The sequence below is a fragment of the Rhizobium sp. AN6A genome, assembly GCF_900215635.1.
GTDB classification, from domain to species: Bacteria; Pseudomonadota; Alphaproteobacteria; order Rhizobiales; family Rhizobiaceae; genus Agrobacterium; species Agrobacterium tumefaciens.
Window position 1 is genome coordinate 388,384 of the sequence record NZ_OCNC01000002.1, and the last position, 19,073, is coordinate 407,456.

Consider the following 19,073-nt stretch of genomic DNA (forward strand, 5'->3'; position numbering starts at 1 on the left):
AAGAATGGCCAGACATTATATCCATGTAGGCATTGAGCCCGATGATTGGTTCAACTGGTAGGCCAGTTTGATTCCTTTCAAGGCGATGACAACTTTTCCCTATTCGGGATCTGGGTAGCAAAGGAACAGAAAGCTAGCGAGAAGCTTGCGAAGTGAGCGTGGCATCAATTTGCCGTCATAGCCTATCAAATACACTCGCAGGTAAATATAGTATCTTGTCCAATCTCGAATTCGCTCCCTGACCTCAAACATGGATTTGCTTTCGTCTTACGAGCCGCACTGGCCTTAGTTGGACTTTTCGATGCGGCGGAGCCATGCGTGATAATGGCTGGCGCTTTCTGGCGTTATCTGCGCCAACGGCAACAACGCCGCCTGCTCATCCTCATCGAGGTATGACGCAAAAGCGACAGCCTGGATGGCTTCCTGCTCGCCAGCGAATATCCTGAGGAAACCCTCGAGAAATTTCCTGTCCACGCCCAGATCGAGCGCGCCTTCGTTGTACGCATCTCTTAGGAATTCCTTGATAACTTCGGCGTTGATCATGACTGGTCTCCGGGCGTTAGCTGGAATTCTGGAATGACGCTGGCAGTCGTCAGGCGTACTTCAGTTCCGGACCGTCAAGATGATAAGGCTCAACAAGGCAATCGGCAGGAATTCCCCATTCCTTGTGCAGCCGGTGAATCATTTCGACAGTCAGAGCACGCTTTTTGTTCAGCACTTCGGATGCACGAGAACGAGAAGCGAACAGCGTCGCGAGGTCACTCTGGCTGCGTCCTGTCAGCTCCATGTGGGCCTTGATAAGTTCAATCGGCTCGGGTGCATCGATGGGGTAGTGCTTGTCTTCGTACGCTTCGATGAGATCGGAAAGGACATCGAAGCGCATACCATCGGTACTGAAAGGATCGGGCGGGTTATCGAAATACTGGCTGACCTCTGCAATGGCCCATGCGAGGTCATCATCGTTTCTGATGGCGCGGATGTTGTCCATTACACTGTCTCCGGGTTAATCTGGTCATATTCCTTGTGAGTGCCAATGAACTTGATCAGCACTCGTTTGTAGGGGTAGGCGACGTGGACAATGAGCCGGTATTTGTTGCCCGATATGTCGAAAATGATGCGATTATCGGAAACGAAATCTACCGTCGCGCCAAATGTTGCCTTCACATCGGGCCGGCGTCGTCCATTCGGCTTTGCTGACCATCGCGTGCCACGTTTTTAGGGGCGTCTCGGCGTGAGTGTGAAGCTCCCAGAATTGTCTCAATGTAGACTTGGCGATGATCTGCATAATCTTTGTCTACCACATTCCCAAATTGGGAACAAGAGGGATATTGGATGCGGAGAATAGCAAGATTAATCTCCGCAATTATGCGGATTTTATCGTGCTTAATCTCAGCACGGCGCTTCAATCAGTGATGCTAGCTGGCGCGATGAGATGAAGAGGCTGGTCGATCTCATTCAAATCGTGCCAAGAAATTGCTTTGGTAAGACAATCTCCCAACCGAGGAAAATTGATTAGCAGGGTCGCTGGTTCATATCCTTTCAAGGCGAAGACGACTGGTTGCAATGCTGATCGCGTGTGCCTAAGAAGACCTATACTGTATATCCCATTGACATATCCCACGCGAAGAACTATATAGGCTACACAGTTATTGATGCAATCCGGAGGGATGTAGATGGAGCAGGGTGCAGTATTCCAGAGCAATCGTAGCCAAGCAATACGTTTGCCAAAAGCGGTCGCTTTGCCCGATGACGTAAAGCGTGTCGATATCGTTGTGGTGGGACGCACTCGCATCATCGCACCAGCCGGTGAGATCTGGGACAGTTGGTTTGAAGGAGCGGAGGTGACATCCGACTTTATGATTGAGCGTGACCAGGCTGCTCCGCAGGAGCGCGAGGCATTCTAATGCTAAAGTACATGCTCGATACCAACATCTGCATTTTTACGATCAAGAATCGACCTCAGCAAGTGCGCGATGCGTTCAATCGCTCACATGATCAGCTTTGCATCAGCTCGGTCAGCCTAATGGAATTGATTTACGGAGCGGAAAAGTCAGCCAGTCCAGAAAAGAACCTTTCTGTTGTGGAGGGCTTCGCGGCGCGCCTCGAGGTGCTCCCATACGATGAATTAGCAGCAAGCCATACGGGTCAATTGCGAGCCGAACTAGCGCGCAGTGGCACTCCGATCGGTCCATATGATCAGTTGATTGCGGGGCACGCGCGCTCGCGCGGATTGGTTATGGTTACCAATAATCGTCGTGAATTTGATCGCGTACCCGGATTACGAGTGGAAGACTGGACTTCTTAGTTTCAAACATTGATCACCTGGCCGATCACAGAAGCATTCAACTACCGGGCCGTCGCACAATATCCCACTAAGAGCTTAATTGGACACGTTCATTACGGCTCGCAAGGTATCGTTGATGCGCTCTTGCGAGCCCGGACCGTCCCCCTGAAAATGCGCGAGGACATCGCTGCCGATCTTCAATGATACAAGCTCCTTGGTGGTAGGGATTGCAGGCCGTTCAACGGCCAGCGCTGCGACCTTCGTTGCCCATTTGAAAAGCGCAGCCGGTCGGTTTTTTTCCAGGCTGTATGCCCACACAGCGGTGGTCGCAAGCCACGTGTAGTTGGCAGCCGAAGGAATGCAATTGCTGCTGATAAACTGACCAGCCGCCCCGAAATCCCGAAGAGATCGCATATCGTGAAGTGAAACTCCACTGGCTTCCTGCAACTGCCGAACCGGTTGGAGGAAGCCTCAACCGACAATAGCGTTCGATCTCCGCTAGGAGTTTAGTTGTTCTAAAAGCCTGCCAAGCCTGCTCCGGAAACCGTTGGTGTGAAGTCCTGAGGTTGCCGTTGAGGGGTACCGTGACGACGTTATCCATTTATCATCTACACCTGCTGGATGATGCCGGTTTCCTTATGCCGTTGAAGATCAAAAAGCAGCCTTCAATTTCAGTAACCTTTCGTGGACTGAGTTGGAGCGGCCACGAGTTTCTAGACAGTGTCCGACGCAAAGACGTTTGGGATCATACCAACGCTATTTTGAAAAAGGCGGGAGGAGGCACCTTCGAGATCGCGAAGGCAGTTGCTGTCGCTTATATTTCTGAGCAGCTATCATCGCAGTTTGGTATCGCACTTAAAAAGTAGATTGGCCAAAGACGAGCGCTAGATTTTGTAATTCAATTGCATTACTATTAGATATCAATCTGGAGATAGCTATGGCTGCAAATGCGCTCGTTCAAACTCGTATCGATGCTGACATTCGTGACCGGGCGTCCCTAGTTCTTGAAGGTATGGGACTTACGGTGTCAGACGCGGTCCGCATATTGCTTACGAGAACCGCCAACGAGGGCGTGTTGCCGCTTGAACTTTTTTCAGGCAGCGAGACTCACGATACTTGGTTTCGTGCCAAGGTGCTTGAGGTGCTAAATGATACAAGACCGGATATTCCCGACGATGAAGTCGAGGCTCATTTCAAAAAGCGTCGACAGACTGCACGCAATAAGGCGGCGGGTATGACGTCTTGAGACTAACCTGGTCGGCATTTGCCTTATCGGATCGCGATGCAATTTTTACTTTTATCGAGTTGGAGAGCCCGGCCGCCGTCATTTTGGTCGACGAACGCATCGTCGTTGCAGTCCGTCGTCTGATCGATTTTTCCAGCAAGTGGCAGAGTCGGGAGAATTGCAGATAGAAACACCGGCGCAACGGGAACACCTCAGCCATTACGTCAACGTCACCCCGTTGCCTTCACCGGATGACCGGCCGCCCGCAATAGCGCCATCAGCACCGGCCCCAGCGAAAACTCATCTCGCTTGGCCCGATTGGTTAGGTCTCTGAGATACCCGCCGGCCGAATTGATGTGGCCGCCCCGCTCGAGAATGCAAGCGATCGTCACTGCCGCGTTCTCCGGACCCATTACCTCACAGGCCTCCTGATATGCGGACGGGCTCACCCCGAGCATCGATCTGACCACCACGGCGGCCGTCATGAGTTCTCGCCAGTTTCTGATCTGGCCTTCAGGACCGTAGTTTAAAATCTCGGGGCAGGCGCGCAAGACGAGACCAATCGGAAAAGCCTTAATCGGCACATGTTCGGCCCGCTTATTCTGGCTCGGCTTCGCCTCCTGCTCTTTTTCAGAGCGAGGTTCAAGTTCATTAAGGTGTTTGGTATTTGAATTCTGTATGTGACGCTCATTTTGAGCATCATTGGTGGTCATTTCTGAAGAAAAGTCATCGGAATTCAACTGGTTGATGATGTTCTGCCGCAAATTATCCATCTCGATGCCCAAATCTCTCAGTTCGTCGAGCGTCGGGTTTCGAGGAATTCGCCTGACAGCGGCCAGATATTGCCCTTCCAGCTCGTCCCAATCGCCTGCAGCCCTCTCTTCGACGGCCGCCGTAATCAGCTTGCGGATATCCCGCCGGCAGATCGTCAGATTCTCCTTTGCCCTGCGGAACGCGATCCGATCGGCAGCCACCTGCTGGGCAAGGCATGCCAGTTCCTCGGCGCGCATCAGAAGCGGCGATATGTCAAAACCGAAGGCGTGCTCGATCGAGCCTTCACCATCCTTTCGGGCATAGCGTTTGCCGTTTGCACTATCCTTGCGGATGATCAGCCCTGCATCGACAAGCAGGGCAAGATGACGCCGCAGGGTAGCGCCCGCAATGCCATGCGCACGAATTGACAGCTGGATGTTCGACGGGAAAACGATAAGCTGTGCGTCCTGGCGCAGCTCATTTTCAGGATAGAAACTCAGAAGCGCATCGAGCACTGCAAGGCTGCGGTCCTGCAGACCAAGAACCTCTCGCGCCTCCGATGCGTCGCGGAAGACTTTCCATTTGTCTGCCGACTTGCCTTCCTTGATCCTGGTCGTGGCAATCTGCTGCTTCACAAGCGCAAGCGTTACCGACCGCCGCCCAAACGGCGTCGTCACTTGTCCACCTTCCATGTCCCTCGCCTCTTCAAAAAGGCAAAAGATTTACGCTCACCAAAACGGTGCCAAAGACTCTTGACTAGGATTCATGGAAATGCGATTCTCTAGCTCTCACACGACGAGAAGGGCTTCCATGACGGCAACGTTTCGGGGGCCTTTTTCTTTTGCGCGTTTTCCTTACTTAAAATTGTTCCGAAGTCTGTTTCTCGGCTTCAGTTCAAATCTTTGGTCTTTCGCGCGTGAACCGCTCAGCCAGTGACGGCAGCTGCGCTTCGATGAAACGCAGGAATTCTGCTCCGGGCCGGTGTATCCACCGAAATACGGATATCCTTGTTCGTGCGCGAAAAACTGCCAAGTGGTTCGCCTGCGGCGCCGGCAATCATCTTGCCGGCCTTCGACGGTGCGGCAGGTTTCAGGACGTTAAAGGCAGCCAGAAACTTTTGATCGGATCCAAGCCGTCTTTGCGTAGCGACGGAAAGCACTCTGCGCAGTTCATCATGCAGGTCAGGCTGTTCCGAGAAAGCCTTTGCAAACTCCACCCACCTCGGACGACCGACCTTGGCTGCCCGACCAATTGTTTCGACGATTTCGAGCGGAAGGGCGCGATAAACCGCTCGCATTCGCGCAAGCTCGGGATCGTCGATAGACAATGCTGCCTTGATATCACGAGGCTTCACATCGGCATCATCCATACGGCGGGCAAACAGGGTGCGCTCGATCCAGGTCAGATCCTGGCGATCGGCGTTTTCGATACCCTGCGCAATGACAAGCTCAACATCGGAAATCTCGACTTCGATCGCCTTGACCGGAATTCCAAGATCTCGGGCTGCCTTGAGCCGGCGATGGCCGTAGATTACCTGATAGCGATCGGGCGATGCTGGTGACTTGCGGACCTGGATCGGGACCTTCTGACCCTCGGACTTTATTGAATTCCTGAAAGACTCGAAATCCGATGCGTCGTCATCTGGAAGACGATCGGGAAAGGGAGAGGGATCGACCTTTGACGGGTCGAGCTCTCTGATCGCACCACCACCCGATTCAACAAGCGCCTTGAGGCGGTCGCGTTCCGATTTGATGTCGTCGATCGCCCTGTGCGCCGCACCGATCACGCCGGCACCGACACGGGCAGTCGCTGCCGGTTGTTGCGGGGAAACAGGAGCATCGGTCGCCAGCCGGTTTTCAAGTTCCGCCGACAGCAGGCCAAAATTTGCAACGATGGATTTACGCGATGACTTGTTGGTCATGTGCGTCCCCAGCTGGTGTTGATGAGTTTCACGACCGCTTCGTTGACGGCATCAACCGCCTCGCGTGCGCGTTTATGCGTGTCACGGCCGATCTGGCCCATTTCGAGTTCGTAGATCGAGCGTTTTGCAAGTCCTGCTGCCTCGACAGCGGTGCTTTCAATCAGCGTCGGAAGAAGCACATCCGTTCCGAAGAGATGGCGCATCAGCGCAACGACCTGAGACTGTGGTGCGTCGTTGGGGTCATGGCGGGTAATGAGATAGCGGATGAAATCCTGATCAAGCTGCGCTCCGCTCTCATTGAGCACGCTTATCAGATCTCCCATCATCAGGAGAAACTGGCTCATGGATGCGACATCGAGCATCGCCGGGTGTACCGTAATAATCATGCTGGTCGCAGCATAAATCGCACTCAGCGTCAGAAACCCGAGAGACGGCGGAGTGTCGAGAATGACGACGTCATAGTCCTGATCAACCTCGGCAAGAGCAAGCTTCAACCGTTCGAAGAAGATCGCTCCCGAGCCCGATTTCTGCGCCAGAACCCGCGGCGTTTCATGCTCATATTCCATCACTTCGAGGTTGCCGGGGATCAGATCGATCCCGTCGAAATAGGTCTTGCGGATGATATCGCGGATTGGCCGGCGCTCGGCGTCATCGTAACGAAGAGCAGCGTAGATCGTTTCGTTGGCACCCACATCGAATTCGGGCTGCGCGCCGAACAGCGCAGAAAGTGATGCCTGCGGATCGAGATCAAGAGCAAGGACGCGGTAGCCTTGCAGCGCGAGATAATGCGCAAGATGGACGCAGGTCGTGGTCTTGGCACTACCGCCCTTGAAGTTGGCGATCGCAACGACCTGGAGATGCTCGCCCTCGCGTCGGCGTGGCGAAAATCTCAGCGCTTCAGAAGGCTTTTGGGCGGCAAAGAGCTCGCGCAATTCATTGATCTGAGCAAGCGTATAGACACGATGGTTATTTTCCAGCCGGCCAGGGATCGGTCCACGGCCTTCGCTCGACATGAGTTTCAGCGTAGAATCGGGTATTGAGGTCAGCTTGGAGACTTCGTTGGTGAGGAACGGCCGCAGGCTTTTCTCCGACTTCGGAGGATACATGCGGGTGCGAAGGTCCTGCAACTGCTGAGACAGAAGACCCGCATGGCGCATGATCTTGGCGCCCGCGTCTTCCTTCTGACCGCTCGTCATTTCTGCATGTTTTGCTATCGCCATATTTTCCTCTTGGCGGGCAGTCGCCGGTTTGCCGACCATCGTCCGCCAAAGGTACAACATGATTCTGTTTCGCCGTCCAGTTATTTACGGTTAACCGGATCTTGACGTCCGTGGTTGACAGGGGAATAGAGGCGGCCATTTTATAAATTATAATCAGATACTTATAGAATATTTTGGCCATCCTGCCCCTGCGGTGGCAACTGCATTTTTGCTCGGCAATCAAGGTCATCAGCGTCGGTCGAAACGAGATTTTCAATGCAAAAAAATCTACCCCATAGCGAATCGAACGACATTCGATCTCAAGAGGCAACCACTCGGCCATACTAAAAGGGCCGCTGCGAGCCGATCTATCGTATTTTGTCTGACCGAGGACCATCGCCGTTTTTACGTTGGTGATAATTGTGACAGCGGATCGATCGGCGAGGGGCCGTCACAAAACGACGGAGGGATCAAAGCAGCTTTTCAAAACCGTCTACCGAGTCAAAATGCTTCCCGCATGGAGGCACGTTCAACGATTTCGGTTTTCAGAACGACCTTGCGGGCGATCTGACCTTTGCCATTTAGCCGCTCGACCAGCAACCTGGCCGCCGTCGCACCGAGATCGTAGACGGGTTGGCGCACGACAGTCACGGGAGGCGTCGTTACAGACGTCCAATCCGCATCATGGAACGATACCAGCGACAGGTCGTCCGGGATGCTAAGCCCCAGTTGACGGTGAACCTTGAACACCTCCAGGCCGATTATACTGTCCGATGCAATGATTGCCGTCGGACGCTGCGCCGACTGGAGCATTTCGGTAACGATGCGATGCGTCTCTTGCTGCGTGACGGCACCGACCTGTACCCAGCTTTCCATGTTGGTCAGACCAGCCTCACTGCACGCACCAAGATACCCTTCGATGCGTCGCCTGACCGAACCGGTACTGATGTCGTTTGCAGTGCGAAACCGATGATCCGGCGTGTCGCAGGCGGTTAAATAGGCGATGCGGCGGTGGCCGAGCGCAATCAGCCGGCGTGTAATATTCTCGGCGGCATGCCGGTCGTCGGCAATAACAGTGTCGACATCGAGCGTGTCGCTTCCACGATCGAGCAACGCGAGCGGCAGCCCCGAGCGAATAACCTCATGCAGATGCTCGACATCGTTTTCCTTGGCCGGCGAGACGATGAGACCGTCGACACGCTTGGCAAGCAGAGTACGGATGGCCGCTCTTTCCGCAACGACGTCTTCACCCGAGTTAATGAGGATGACGGTGAAGCCTGCCTGCCGGGCAATATCCGTGATGCCTCGCACGGCGAGGCTGAAAAAGGGGTTTTCAATATCTCCCACCACTACGCCGATGGTGCCTGAACGACCTGTCGTCATGCTGCGAGCAAGCTCATTGGGGCGATAATCGAGGGACCGAGCCGCTGCCAGGACCGCCTCTCTCACCCGGTCGCTGACGGTTCCGTAGCCACCCAGCACGCGTGCAGCCGTTGCCTTTGAGACGCCGGCTTGGCGTGCGACGTCAGCGACTGTAACGGAAGGAGTTTTAGGCGGGATCTTGTCCATAAGCGGTAGCCTTACAAGAGAACTTGACGACTGGCAAATGCGAAGATAACAATTGCCAATATTCAAAGAGACCGGTCTCTTTCCAATTGAGACCGGTCTCAAATATAAAAAGACTTCCGACATGCGAACTGCATGGGCCGGGTAGGTGACGTCATGCCGCCGACCGGGTGGGACCCGTGCGCCTTGAATTTATCGCAGACAACGACACCAGAGGAGAAGAAACCAATGCAATTTACCCAAGCCTTAACATCCGCCTTCGCAAAAATTCGCGCGACCACGGCCGCGATCACACTCGGTGTCCTTGCAGGCGCTGCGACGCCCGCACTTGCCGACAATCCGCTTGGCCTCATCGATCCCGCCACCATCAGTGTCGGCACGATGGGCGATGCCAAGCCTTATGCCTTCACCACCGCCGACGGCAACTTTACCGGTTTCGACATAGAGCTGTTCCTCAACGTAGCCGAACGTCTTGGGTTCAAGAAGGAACAGGTGGTGTTCACCGGCCAGGAATTCTCGGCCCTGATGCCCTCTGTCGCCAACGGCCGCTTCGATGTTGCGGCCGCTGCGATCGGCACGACTGCCAAGCGCAAAGAGACCATTGATTTCTCTGATGGTTATCTTGCAGGTTTCTTGAGCGTCCTCACTTCGGAGGCAGGCATCACCGATGCAGCGGGTCTCAAGGGCAAGCGTCTCGGTGTGGTGCAGGGTACACTTCAGGAAATCTATGCCGAGAAGAATTTTGCCGGCACCGATCTCGTGAAGTTCCCGGACAACAATTCTGCCGTTTCCGCACTCAACAACGGGACGGTCGATGCACATTTCCTCGATTTCGAGGCTGCAAAGGACTATTCCGCCCGTTATCCGGCGCTAAAAGTCGCAGTCAACATTCCGAGCTTCGATGCGCCCGCCGGCTTCGTCATCCGCAAGGGTAACGATGCATTGCGCGAGGCGCTTAACAAGGGCCTGAAAGAGGCCATGCAGGACGGCACCTGGAAAAAGCTGCACGAAAAATGGTTCCCCGGCACGCCGATGCCGCAGGCATATCTTCCCAAGCAGTGATGCCACCTTCCGGTCCGGCCTTTACCGGTCGGACCGGCCTTTCTTTCAAGGGATATCCTGATGAACTGGCTTGAAAACCTGCGCCGTAGCTTCCTCGACTGGAATGCCATGGCCGAAGTGCTGCCGACCATGATCACCGTTGGTCTCAAGAATACGCTGATCCTGGCTGCGACCTCGACTGTGCTTGGCGTCGCCATCGGCATGATGCTTGCGATCATGGGTATTTCCCGCTCGCCCTGGCTGCGCATTCCCGCTCGTCTTTATACCGATATTTTCCGCGGCCTGCCGGCCATCGTCACAATTCTCCTGATTGGCCAGGGTTTTGCCCGCATTGGCCGCGAGCTCTTCGGTCCGTCGCCTTATCCGCTCGGCATTCTGGCACTCAGCCTGATTGCCGGTGCCTATATCGGCGAGATTTTCCGCTCTGGTATCCAGAGCGTCGACCGTGGGCAGATGGAGGCCTGCCGGGCATTGTCGATGAGCTATGGCCAGGGCATGCGCCTTATCGTCGTGCCGCAGGGCGTGCGCCGCGTGCTGCCGGCCCTCGTCAACCAGTTCATCGGCAACGTCAAGGATTCGAGCCTTGTCTATTTCCTCGGGCTTCTGGCCTCCGAGCGTGAGATATTTCGCGTGGGACAGGACCAGGCGGTGGTGACCGGCAATCTTTCACCGCTCCTGCTGGCGGGCGTGTTTTACCTTGTCGTTACCGTGCCGCTTACCCATGTCGTCAATGCGATCGACAATCGTCTACGGGTTGGCAAGCAGCGCCCCTCCGTCATCACCAGCGGACTGGAGGAAGTCAGTGAACTCGACAGTGCAGCTCGCGCGACTGGCGTCTCGTTCAAGGGTGGCAGCCTCGATGTGCGCCGTCTCGGTATGGCCTATGGCGATCTTGATGTGCTGAGGGGTGTCGACCTTTTGGTCAAGGCGGGCAGCGTCACCTGCATCATCGGCCCGTCCGGATCCGGAAAATCGACCCTGCTGCGTGGGCTCAACCGTCTGGTCGAGCCGAAGAGCGGCGATATTCTTATTGATGGCGAAAGCATTCTCGCAATGAAGCCGGAAACGCTGCGCCGCCGGGTCGGCATGGTCTTCCAGCATTTCAACCTCTTTCCCGACCACACGGCGCTGGAAAACGTCATGCTGTCGCTGACGAAGATCAAGGGCCTGCCCGCAGCCGAGGCCGAGCGCATCGCCAAGGCAAGGCTTGCCGATGTCGGCCTTGCGAGCCGCCAGCACCACCGTCCGGGTGGTCTTTCCGGCGGGCAGCAGCAGCGCGTTGCCATTGCCCGTGCGCTTGCCATGGAACCGGAAGTCATCCTCTTCGACGAGGTGACGAGTGCGCTCGATCCGGAATTGGTCAAGGGCGTGCTCAACCTCATGGCCGAGCTCGGCACGCGTGGCATGACCATGGTCGTCGTCACGCATGAAATGGGATTTGCCCGCCGGGTCGCCGATCAGGTCGTCTTCATGGACGAGGGGCGCGTCGTTGAAGCCGGCACGCCAGAGGCAATATTCGACAAACCGCAAAGCCCGCGTCTACAGCGCTTCCTTGCTGAAGTGCTCTGAGCGCCGGGAGGAGAAAACAATGACACAAACGATACGATGGGGCGTGCTCGGTTGCGCGGGCATCGCTGCCAAGGCGGTCATTCCCGCCATCCAGTCCAGCCGCCTGGGGCGGGTTGCGGCAATCGCCTCGCGCGATGCCGCAAAGGCGAAGGAGATGGCGACCCGCTTCGGCATCGCCAAGTCTTATGGCAGCTACGAGGAACTGCTTGCCGATCCGGAAATAGACGCAATCTACAACCCTTTGCCCAATCATCTGCACGTGCCTCTGACAATCAAGGCACTGGCGCAGGGCAAACCCGTGCTCTGCGAGAAGCCGATCGCGCTTGATGCCGCGCAGGCGAGGGAACTGGCAGCGGCACAAAAGGCGGCGGGCCTGCCGGTCGCGGAAGCCTTCATGGTGCGCCACCACCCGCAATGGAAGAAGGCGCGCGCGTTGATTGCCGAGGGGCGCCTCGGCGAGGTGAGGGCCATCCAGACGATCTTTTCCTATTATCTCGACGACCCCGGGAATGTACGCAACCAGGCTGATATTGGCGGCGGCGGTCTGTTCGACGTTGGTTGTTACGCCATCAACACGGCGCGGTTCCTGTTCGACGCGGAACCGGTACGGGCGATCGCCCTCATGGAGCGCGATCCCGTCTTCGGCACGGACCGGCTGACGAGCGGGCTACTGGCGTTTCCAGAGGGAAGGCAGCTTGCCTTCACCTGTTCCACACAACTCTCCCTCACGCAGAAGGTCACGGTGCTTGGAACGCGCGGGCGTCTGGAAATCCCCATTCCCTTCAATGCACCGGCTGACGAGCCGACCATCCTTGTCTTTGATGATGGCCGCGATCTTGCCGGCGGCGGCCGCGAGGAGATCACGATCGGGCCTGTCGACCAGTATCGCGAACAGGCCGATGCATTCGCCGAGGCTGTCCTCTCCGGCGGACCACTCGAGACGGGGCTTGGCGACGCAATCGCGAATATGACGGCGATTGACGCGCTGTTCCGCTCAGCAGCCAGCGGCCGCTGGGAGATCCCCGAATGCCTTACCCCATCCGTATGACAATTGATTGAAAGCCAATTCCATGACCGACAACACCATCTCTTCGGCCGTCATCATCGGTGCCGGTATCTTCGGCGTTTCCACTGGCGTACAGCTTGCGCGGCGCGGCATTAAGGTGACGATTCTCAATGACGGCCCGCCGGCCAATGGTGCCTCCGGCCGCTCGCTGTCCTGGCTGAACTCGGCACGCATGCGCTCTGAGCCCTATCATCGGCTGCGTATGGCCGGCATCGACCGGTATCGCACACTCGCGGCGCGGAATCCCGGCGCAGAATGGCTTCGCTTTGATGGCGGGCTGACCTGGGACGCGGATGACGAGCGCAACGAGATCGACACGGCCTATCGCCACGAAGTTTCGCTTGCCTATGATGCGCAGCGCCTTTCCGCAGCCGAAGTCGTCCGCGTCGTGCCCGGTGTCGACGCCGGCGCAATCACTCCACAGGGTGCAATCTACAATCCCGGCGAAGGCTGGGTCGATCTGCCGACGCTGATTGGCGTGCTGCTTGAGGAGTTTTTCGCACTCGGTGGCGTTCTGGTAACGGACCAGGGTGCTGCACGGGTGGTGATCGAGGGTGGTCGTGTCATTGGCGCGCAAACTGCAAATGGTGTGCTCCATCGGGCGGATGCCGTTGTGCTTGCCACCGGTCCGGCCGTCCCGAAGATGGCTGCGGAAAGCGGACAGACCATTGCCGACGGGACACCGATCGCCCTTCTCGTGCAGACGAGGCCGCTCGCCCATCCCCTGCGCGCTGTTCTCAATACACCGCGCGTCGCTGTTCGCCCGGCGCCGGGCCGCACATTCTCACTGGATGCCGACTGGGCGGCCGATGAGGGTGTGACAGTGCGCGCAGACGGCAGCTATGATATCGACGATAGCGTGGTTTCAGAGCTTTTGGTTGAGGCTGCGCGGGTGATGGAAGGCAATCCGAAACTCGAGGTGGCTTCCATCGGCGTTGGTGGCAAACCGATCCCCGGCGATGGCGAGCCGGTGATTGGAGCCATCAAGGGTATTTCCGGTTACTACGTGGCCTTCAGCCACAGTGGTGCTACACTAGGCCTCATCGTGGGCGAGCTGCTCGCGTTCGAGGTTGCGACAGGCACCGAACATCCCATGCTCGCAACCTTCCGACCTGAGCGTTTCCCCTTGAATTGAGCAATGTGAGGCAGATATCGCCAAAATGAGCCGGCCGCCGCCGCGGCCGGCATTTTTTTATTGATATGGAAACGTCGGCCCGGTCTCTCACATAAGGCTAATGCGCTTGTCGACGGCACGACCCTGAAGAAAATCAGGGATTCAAAGATACCATCATACCTTGGCCCCACATACAGAAACGGGCGCCGCGGGTGGAAATCGGCACGTTGCGTCGCGACGCACAGACGAAGTTGATCGGTGACCGCACTGCTCGATCTGCCTGCCAACTGTTCCGCCAGTTGTCTCCCGTGCCCTGTCGATCGTAGCTGTTTGCAGATTTAGTCGAATCCGATGTGCGAAGCACATTTTAGTGCTTCAGGACCTATGTCCGACGCTCAGAGAACACAACTTCAAGATGAAACTACACCATATGAAAACTAATCGTTGACGCGACGATTTCAGTCCGTTATACATAGATCATCGATCTTTTGCTTGCCGAGCTTTGTCTACCGCGCGATTGGCACCGCGCTTTAAGCGAACTTCCATTTCAAAAATAGTCGGTTTCCTCGCTGCGCAGCATCAGCTTCGCGGTCCTACACTCTATGCTTTGAAAGGGTTCAACATGACCACTGGCACAGTAAAATGGTTTAATTCCACCAAAGGCTTCGGCTTCATCCAGCCCGACAATGGCGGCGCTGATGCGTTCGTTCATATCTCCGCTGTCGAGCGCGCCGGAATGCGCGAGCTCGTTGAAGGCCAGAAGATCGGCTTCGAACTCGAGCGCGACAACAAGTCGGGCAAGATGTCTGCTACCAATCTGCAGGCCGCATAAATCAAGATTTGCTTCCCTTTGACCACGGATGTACTGGCACTGTCGGAAGCTGCTTCATTAAGGTCAGGCGTTTTGCCTGGCCTTTTTCGTTTCGGTTTCAAGCCGAACCAATTGAGATTGCAAGAGCAGAAAAACAAAGTGGATCCGGCGCGCAGACGACGATCTGCCTCACCGGCATCCAGATGTTATTTTCTGTCAAAAGCAACCTGGCGGCAGTGTCGGAATACGGCGCTCACGCCCCTTAGACCGAATGGCTGCCAGCGGCACGTCTCGCCAAGAAGGCAGGGCCACTGCTCCATCAGTCCGTTCATAAAACGCGCCAAAACGCGATGATCTCTCTTCCACTCATTATCAGGATATCCATGAAGAACGCCCGAAACAATGACGTCGCCGACCGTCGCGCCGCATCTACCGAAGCCAAAGCTGCTCTGCTCAATGCGTACCGCGCGGCAAAGACCGCTTTAGAACCTTCCAGGCTGGCAAGACAGGCAGAACGAGCAGCCATTGCCACCGCTCGGGAAGAGCGACGTCTTCAACGCGAGCGCACGAAGCTTGAAGAACAACAGCGTATCGAGACCGACGCTTTGCAGCGCCAGGCAGCGATTGAGGCGGTCGCAGTCGCAGAAATCGAAGCGCGGGAGAGTGCGGAAAAGGCACGTATAGCCCGAGTCATTGAAGATGAGACGATGCGAAAGGCTGAACGCGACCGGCGCTACGCTAACCGCAAGGCAAGACAAGCCTAAACTTGCCCTTGCACGCCGACCCCACAACATGACGGCGTCATGCTTGTGACACTCTAACGAAAGCAGCCCCATGGCACCGGATAATAACGAGCTCCAGGCAATCAACACGTCGTGGCAAATCGCTATCCAGGAAATCCTGCGCATGGTCATTCGCGACATGTACCATGACGGTGGAGAAGCGAATTTCAAGGCCCATATAAAACGTATTGAAGAAGCTGCGGTCGACAGCATCCACTCCGATCTGCGACTTCGAGGAACCGACGAGTGGACTGAAGTGCTTGTAAAGGAACGGGCGAGCAACTTCGTGACGACATTGCTGACGTCGTTCACTTACGACCGTGCCTGACCCCTGGACATCGGTTTTAACGAGGAACTGAGCCGATTGCCAAGGAGAAGTGCGCCACCTCCGAGTACGATTTTCTGATCAGGGTTTGGCCGAGGGATTGGCTTTTTCTCCTTTCTTCTGTGCCAGGGCGGCTGAGCTGGCCTTAAAGCTGAAACTGTCGTGCCCGGTATTCCGCATCAGTGGATCGAGCTCTCCGCTCCTTCAGAAGCGATCCACCAAACCCTACCCTCGCTTTGCGAGCCCCGCGGGACGGTGTACGGTGAAAGCAGACAAACGAGCTTTTGGCTCAGGTGGAGCTCGACCCCTGCTGCCAGCGGGCTGCCTTACGGGAGAAGAGACCATGTTCACGCACGTCATGATCGGCAGTAATGATCTGGAGCGGTCAAGAAACTTCTACGACGCCACATTCGCTGGACTGGGTGGCAGGCCCGGCGAGATGGATGCGAGAGGCAGACTGATCTATGTCCACGAAGGCGGACGACTGATGATCACGAAACCGATCGACGGCAAAGCGGCGACCGTTGCCAACGGCGGGACAATCGGAATCGCCGCCCTGAGCCGCGAGCATGTTCTGGCGTGGCACGACGCCGGTGTTATGCACGGCGGCACATCGATCGAGAGCCCGCCGAATGAGCGCCCAAACGGGGCCTTCGTCGCTTATCTTCGTGATCCGGACGGACATAAACTGAGCGCACGGTCTCAGCCGACAAAGTGACGCCAGCGCCAATAGCGCTGGTATTCTCGCAGCTGTTGTGGGTTGGTCTTTCTGCATAACTTTTGCAGCCGGATCTGCCGCCACATTAATCGCAACATTACGCTCAACATCCACGCATCTTGGAACCTACCATCGGCGGGTTAAGACGGGCAAAGCCCTCCTGACGATGATAGGGGAAATGCGGATATGGCGGCGTCAAGACGCTCGCATTGTCCAGGAGAGCAATCTGATCATCGGTGAGATGCCAGCCGACCGCGCCGAGGTTCTGTCGGAGCTGCTCTTCGTTTCGCGCTCCCATGATAATGGAAGACACCGTGGGCCGGCCTGCAAGCCAGTTGAGCGCCACTTGCGCAACTGTTTTGTCGACCTGTCTTGCGACGTCTTCAAGGGCATCGACGACGCGATAGAGATGCTCCTCATCGACTGGAGGACCAAAGCTTGCGGTTTCGTGAAGGCGACTGTCCTTCGGCAGCGGAGCGCCGCGCCTGATCTTTCCTGTAAGCCGGCCCCACCCAAGCGGACTCCAGACGAGTGCTCCAAGCCCTTGATCCATACCCAATGGCATCAGATCCCACTCGTAGTCTCGGCCGAGAAGGGAATAGTACACCTGATTGGCAATGTAGCGAGGCCATCCGTACGTGTCGGCAACCGCCAGCGACTTCATGATTTCCCATCCCGAAAAGTTCGAGATGCCGACGTAGCGGACCTTTCCCGCCCGAACGAGCATATCAAGGGTCGACAAGACTTCTTCAACAGGTGTCCGGGCGTCGTAGGCATGAAGTTGCAGGATGTCTATATAGTCCGTCCGAAGCCGGCGAAGTGCGTCTTCGACTGATCTGATCAAGCGAAACCTGGAGGAACCCGCATCGTTCGGCCCATCTCCCATAGGCAGGCTGGTCTTCGTCGATATCAGCACGGTCTCGCGACGACCTTCCAGCGCTGCACCCAGCACCTCCTCCGATGCACCGTTGGAGTAGACATCTGCGGTATCGAACAGATTAACGCCTGCTTCAACGCAGATATCGATAAGTTGCCTTGCCTCGGTGACATCGGTCGTGCCCCATGCACTGAAAAGGGGACCTGCCCCTCCAAACGTGCCTGCGCCAAAGCTCAGGACCGAGACTTTGAGGCCTGATCGGCCAAGAGAACGATATTCCATCTGGTCTTCCTTCTGGAGAAATGGAAGCGACTTGCGCCACCTGATGGGGAAGAGATAGGAGATCCGGCTTTCGTGATATAGATTGCGGGTGGGAACAACATTTGTGAAATTGGGGACCAGATGGCTCGAGCGGAAGTCAATCGATCCGGAGAAATGGAAGTCTTCGTGCAGGTTGTCGAGCGCGGTGGCTTCTCGTCAGCTGCTCGCAGCGTCGGAATGACGCCGTCGGCGGTGAGCAAACTGGTCGCGAGACTGGAGGCGCGGTTGGGTACCCGTCTCATCAACCGTTCGACGCGCGTGTTCAAGTTGACCTCGGAAGGCTGCGTCTTTTTCGAGCGCGCCACGCGTATCCTGGCAGACATCGAAGATGCCGAGCGGATCGCCAGTGCGGGTGAGGTGCCCAGTGGCCGCCTCCGCCTGAGTACCAGCGCCTCCTATGCCACCCATGTCCTCGCCGGCATACTCCCGGAATTCCTGGAGCGATATCCTGCGATTACCGTCGATATCGTGCAAAGCGACCTTGTCGTCGATCTGCTTGAGGAGCGAATGGACGTGGCGGTTCGCGCAGGGCCCGCTCAAAAGTTCGAGCCTCATAGCGCGCAGGCTTGGCGATACTGCAATGACAATCGTCGCTGCTCCCTCTTATGTCGACCGGCGTGGGCTGCCCCGGACTATCGAGGAGCTTGAAAGGCATGACAGGCTGGGCCTTGGTTACACCCGCGCGATGGATGGCTGGCCGTTAATATCGGCAGGCGGGACGATTTTTGCCCCAGTCGTCGCCCGTGTCCAGGCCACTGACGGCGAGACGCTGCGACAGTTGGTACTCGGTGGAAACGGAATTGCCCGCCTCGCCAACTTCACGATCCGCGGTGATTTGAAGGCCGGCCGGCTGGTGCCGGTGCTCGACGAGTATAATCCTGGAGACGGGGAGGAGTTTCATGCCATTCATATCGGGCAGGGTGGCCCGCTGCCTTCGAGAGTGCGCGCTCTTCTCGATTTCCTGGCCAAACAAGGCAAAGTTACATAGGCGCGAAATTGATGCTTGGGCGCGCTGATCAAGGCGTCTCGACCTTTTAAAGCTTGGCGCAACGCTTTCTCATCCCGAGCGTCCCTGTTGGAAGGCTGGGCGCCTCTAGGAAGGCGGCCCAGCTTTGTTTGTTGCGATCGGCAATCACAGTCGGCCCTGTTCAAGCAGCTCGCGGGTCCGCTTCAGCGTCGATACGAGGGCCCACTTGTAGCCTTTGTCGCTGTCGCCGTCTGGCGCGTGGTGACGCAGCTTGACTCGCCGATGAAAACACCCGCTGGCGCGGATGCGAAAACCTGGTTCCGCGAGGCGGGCCAGACGCTGGCCTGAAGACGACCGTCCGGTATCAGCGGTTCGAATCCCAACAAGGTGACGGCTGAGCCGGGATTAACATGAGTTTTCTTCTCTACTATTGCCAGCAGTTCGGCGAACCGGTATTGCGTCGAAAACAGATTTCGGGCGGGCAAGGAGCGAAGGGATGGCAAGTTACGACGA

Annotated in this window: 19 protein-coding genes and 3 pseudogenes; 13 read left to right on the forward strand and 9 right to left on the reverse strand. The window is 56.6% G+C overall.

The genetic code is table 11. The features are described from left to right. Nucleotides 1-285 precede the first annotated feature (285 nt). From CRO62_RS03125 to CRO62_RS03135, 3 genes and pseudogenes are all read right to left on the reverse strand, one after another. Nucleotides 286-543, reverse strand: coding sequence for a hypothetical protein (locus CRO62_RS03125; protein ID WP_097099153.1), 258 nt, complete (start codon nt 541-543; stop codon nt 286-288). A 49-nt stretch (nt 544-592) separates the two neighbouring features. Further along, entirely contained in the window at nt 593-988 is a 396-nt protein-coding gene (locus tag CRO62_RS03130) for a helix-turn-helix domain-containing protein (RefSeq protein ID WP_097099154.1), read from the reverse strand. Beyond that, nucleotides 988-1,285, reverse strand: a pseudogene (locus CRO62_RS03135) (type II toxin-antitoxin system HigB family toxin). Before CRO62_RS03135 ends, CRO62_RS03130 begins: the two are co-directional and overlap by 1 nt. Nucleotides 1,286-1,673: 388 nt before the next feature. Between CRO62_RS03135 and vapB the strand changes: the two are divergent. Together vapB and vapC are read left to right on the forward strand one after the other, a co-directional pair. Continuing rightward, nucleotides 1,674-1,904 (forward strand): type II toxin-antitoxin system VapB family antitoxin, encoded by a 231-nt coding sequence (vapB, locus tag CRO62_RS03140; protein ID WP_097099155.1) that lies wholly within the window; start codon nt 1,674-1,676, stop codon nt 1,902-1,904. After that, nucleotides 1,904-2,305 (forward strand): type II toxin-antitoxin system tRNA(fMet)-specific endonuclease VapC, encoded by a 402-nt coding sequence (gene vapC / locus CRO62_RS03145; RefSeq protein WP_038496209.1) that lies wholly within the window; start codon nt 1,904-1,906, stop codon nt 2,303-2,305. Before vapB ends, vapC begins: the two co-directional genes overlap by 1 nt. Nucleotides 2,306-2,380: 75 nt before the next feature. Here the strand turns inward: vapC and CRO62_RS03150 are convergent, their stop codons facing one another. After that, entirely contained in the window at nt 2,381-2,602 is a 222-nt protein-coding gene (locus CRO62_RS03150; protein ID WP_323455463.1) for a BrnA antitoxin family protein, read from the reverse strand. 254 nt (nt 2,603-2,856) lie between these two features. On the opposite strand from CRO62_RS03150, the gene CRO62_RS03155 reads away from it, so the two are divergent. Continuing rightward, entirely contained in the window at nt 2,857-3,150 is a 294-nt protein-coding gene (locus CRO62_RS03155; protein ID WP_323455317.1) for a DUF2513 domain-containing protein, read from the forward strand. A gap of 71 nt (nt 3,151-3,221) precedes the next feature. Continuing rightward, nucleotides 3,222-3,530, forward strand: a complete 309-nt coding sequence (locus CRO62_RS03160) for a type II toxin-antitoxin system RelB/DinJ family antitoxin (protein ID WP_097099158.1) — start codon at nt 3,222-3,224, stop codon at nt 3,528-3,530. A gap of 209 nt (nt 3,531-3,739) precedes the next feature. On the opposite strand, the gene repC is transcribed toward CRO62_RS03160, so the two are convergent. The 4 genes and pseudogenes from repC to CRO62_RS03185 form a co-directional block, all read right to left on the reverse strand. Next, nucleotides 3,740-4,954, reverse strand: coding sequence for a plasmid replication protein RepC (gene repC / locus CRO62_RS03170; RefSeq protein ID WP_097099159.1), 1,215 nt, complete (start codon nt 4,952-4,954; stop codon nt 3,740-3,742). A 202-nt stretch (nt 4,955-5,156) separates the two neighbouring features. Then, nucleotides 5,157-6,183, reverse strand: a pseudogene (gene repB / locus CRO62_RS03175) (plasmid partitioning protein RepB). Next, nucleotides 6,180-7,463 carry a plasmid partitioning protein RepA gene (gene repA / locus CRO62_RS03180; protein ID WP_013637017.1) on the reverse strand — a complete coding sequence of 428 codons (1,284 nt, stop codon included), beginning with the start codon at nt 7,461-7,463 and terminating at the stop codon, nt 6,180-6,182. Before repA ends, repB begins: the two are co-directional and overlap by 4 nt. A 420-nt stretch (nt 7,464-7,883) precedes the next feature. Then, on the reverse strand, nt 7,884-8,951 hold the full coding sequence (locus CRO62_RS03185; protein WP_097099160.1) for a LacI family DNA-binding transcriptional regulator: 1,068 nt from the start codon (nt 8,949-8,951) through the stop codon (nt 7,884-7,886). Between the two features lie 225 nt (nt 8,952-9,176). Here CRO62_RS03185 and CRO62_RS03190 point away from each other — a divergent pair, with 225 nt between their 5' ends. From CRO62_RS03190 to CRO62_RS03225, 8 genes are all read left to right on the forward strand, one after another. Continuing rightward, nucleotides 9,177-10,010: an ABC transporter substrate-binding protein gene (locus tag CRO62_RS03190; protein ID WP_038497368.1), complete on the forward strand. Its 834-nt coding sequence runs from the start codon at nt 9,177-9,179 to the stop codon at nt 10,008-10,010. A 60-nt stretch (nt 10,011-10,070) separates the two neighbouring features. Further along, nucleotides 10,071-11,579: an amino acid ABC transporter permease/ATP-binding protein gene (locus CRO62_RS03195; protein WP_097099161.1), complete on the forward strand. Its 1,509-nt coding sequence runs from the start codon at nt 10,071-10,073 to the stop codon at nt 11,577-11,579. A gap of 19 nt (nt 11,580-11,598) precedes the next feature. After that, a complete protein-coding gene (locus tag CRO62_RS03200) occupies nt 11,599-12,627 on the forward strand; it encodes a Gfo/Idh/MocA family protein (RefSeq protein ID WP_097099162.1) in 1,029 nt (342 codons plus the stop codon). A 22-nt stretch (nt 12,628-12,649) separates the two neighbouring features. Beyond that, the gene (locus CRO62_RS03205; RefSeq protein WP_097099163.1) at nt 12,650-13,780 is read left to right on the forward strand and encodes an NAD(P)/FAD-dependent oxidoreductase; all 1,131 of its coding nucleotides are present in this window, start codon (nt 12,650-12,652) and stop codon (nt 13,778-13,780) included. Between the two features lie 601 nt (nt 13,781-14,381). Next, nucleotides 14,382-14,591 carry a cold-shock protein gene (locus CRO62_RS03210; RefSeq protein WP_003519318.1) on the forward strand — a complete coding sequence of 70 codons (210 nt, stop codon included), beginning with the start codon at nt 14,382-14,384 and terminating at the stop codon, nt 14,589-14,591. A gap of 362 nt (nt 14,592-14,953) precedes the next feature. Further along, nucleotides 14,954-15,334: a DUF6481 family protein gene (locus tag CRO62_RS03215; RefSeq protein ID WP_097099285.1), complete on the forward strand. Its 381-nt coding sequence runs from the start codon at nt 14,954-14,956 to the stop codon at nt 15,332-15,334. A gap of 70 nt (nt 15,335-15,404) precedes the next feature. Further along, a complete protein-coding gene (locus CRO62_RS03220) occupies nt 15,405-15,680 on the forward strand; it encodes a hypothetical protein (RefSeq protein ID WP_003519315.1) in 276 nt (91 codons plus the stop codon). Between the two features lie 340 nt (nt 15,681-16,020). Then, nucleotides 16,021-16,395: a VOC family protein gene (locus CRO62_RS03225; protein ID WP_097099164.1), complete on the forward strand. Its 375-nt coding sequence runs from the start codon at nt 16,021-16,023 to the stop codon at nt 16,393-16,395. A gap of 103 nt (nt 16,396-16,498) precedes the next feature. Here CRO62_RS03225 and CRO62_RS03230 read toward each other — a convergent pair whose 3' ends face one another. Further along, nucleotides 16,499-17,554, reverse strand: coding sequence for an aldo/keto reductase (locus CRO62_RS03230; protein WP_097099165.1), 1,056 nt, complete (start codon nt 17,552-17,554; stop codon nt 16,499-16,501). Between the two features lie 120 nt (nt 17,555-17,674). Here CRO62_RS03230 and CRO62_RS03235 point away from each other — a divergent pair. Then, nucleotides 17,675-18,581: pseudogene (locus CRO62_RS03235) on the forward strand (LysR family transcriptional regulator). The last annotated feature ends 492 nt before the right edge of the window (nt 18,582-19,073 follow it).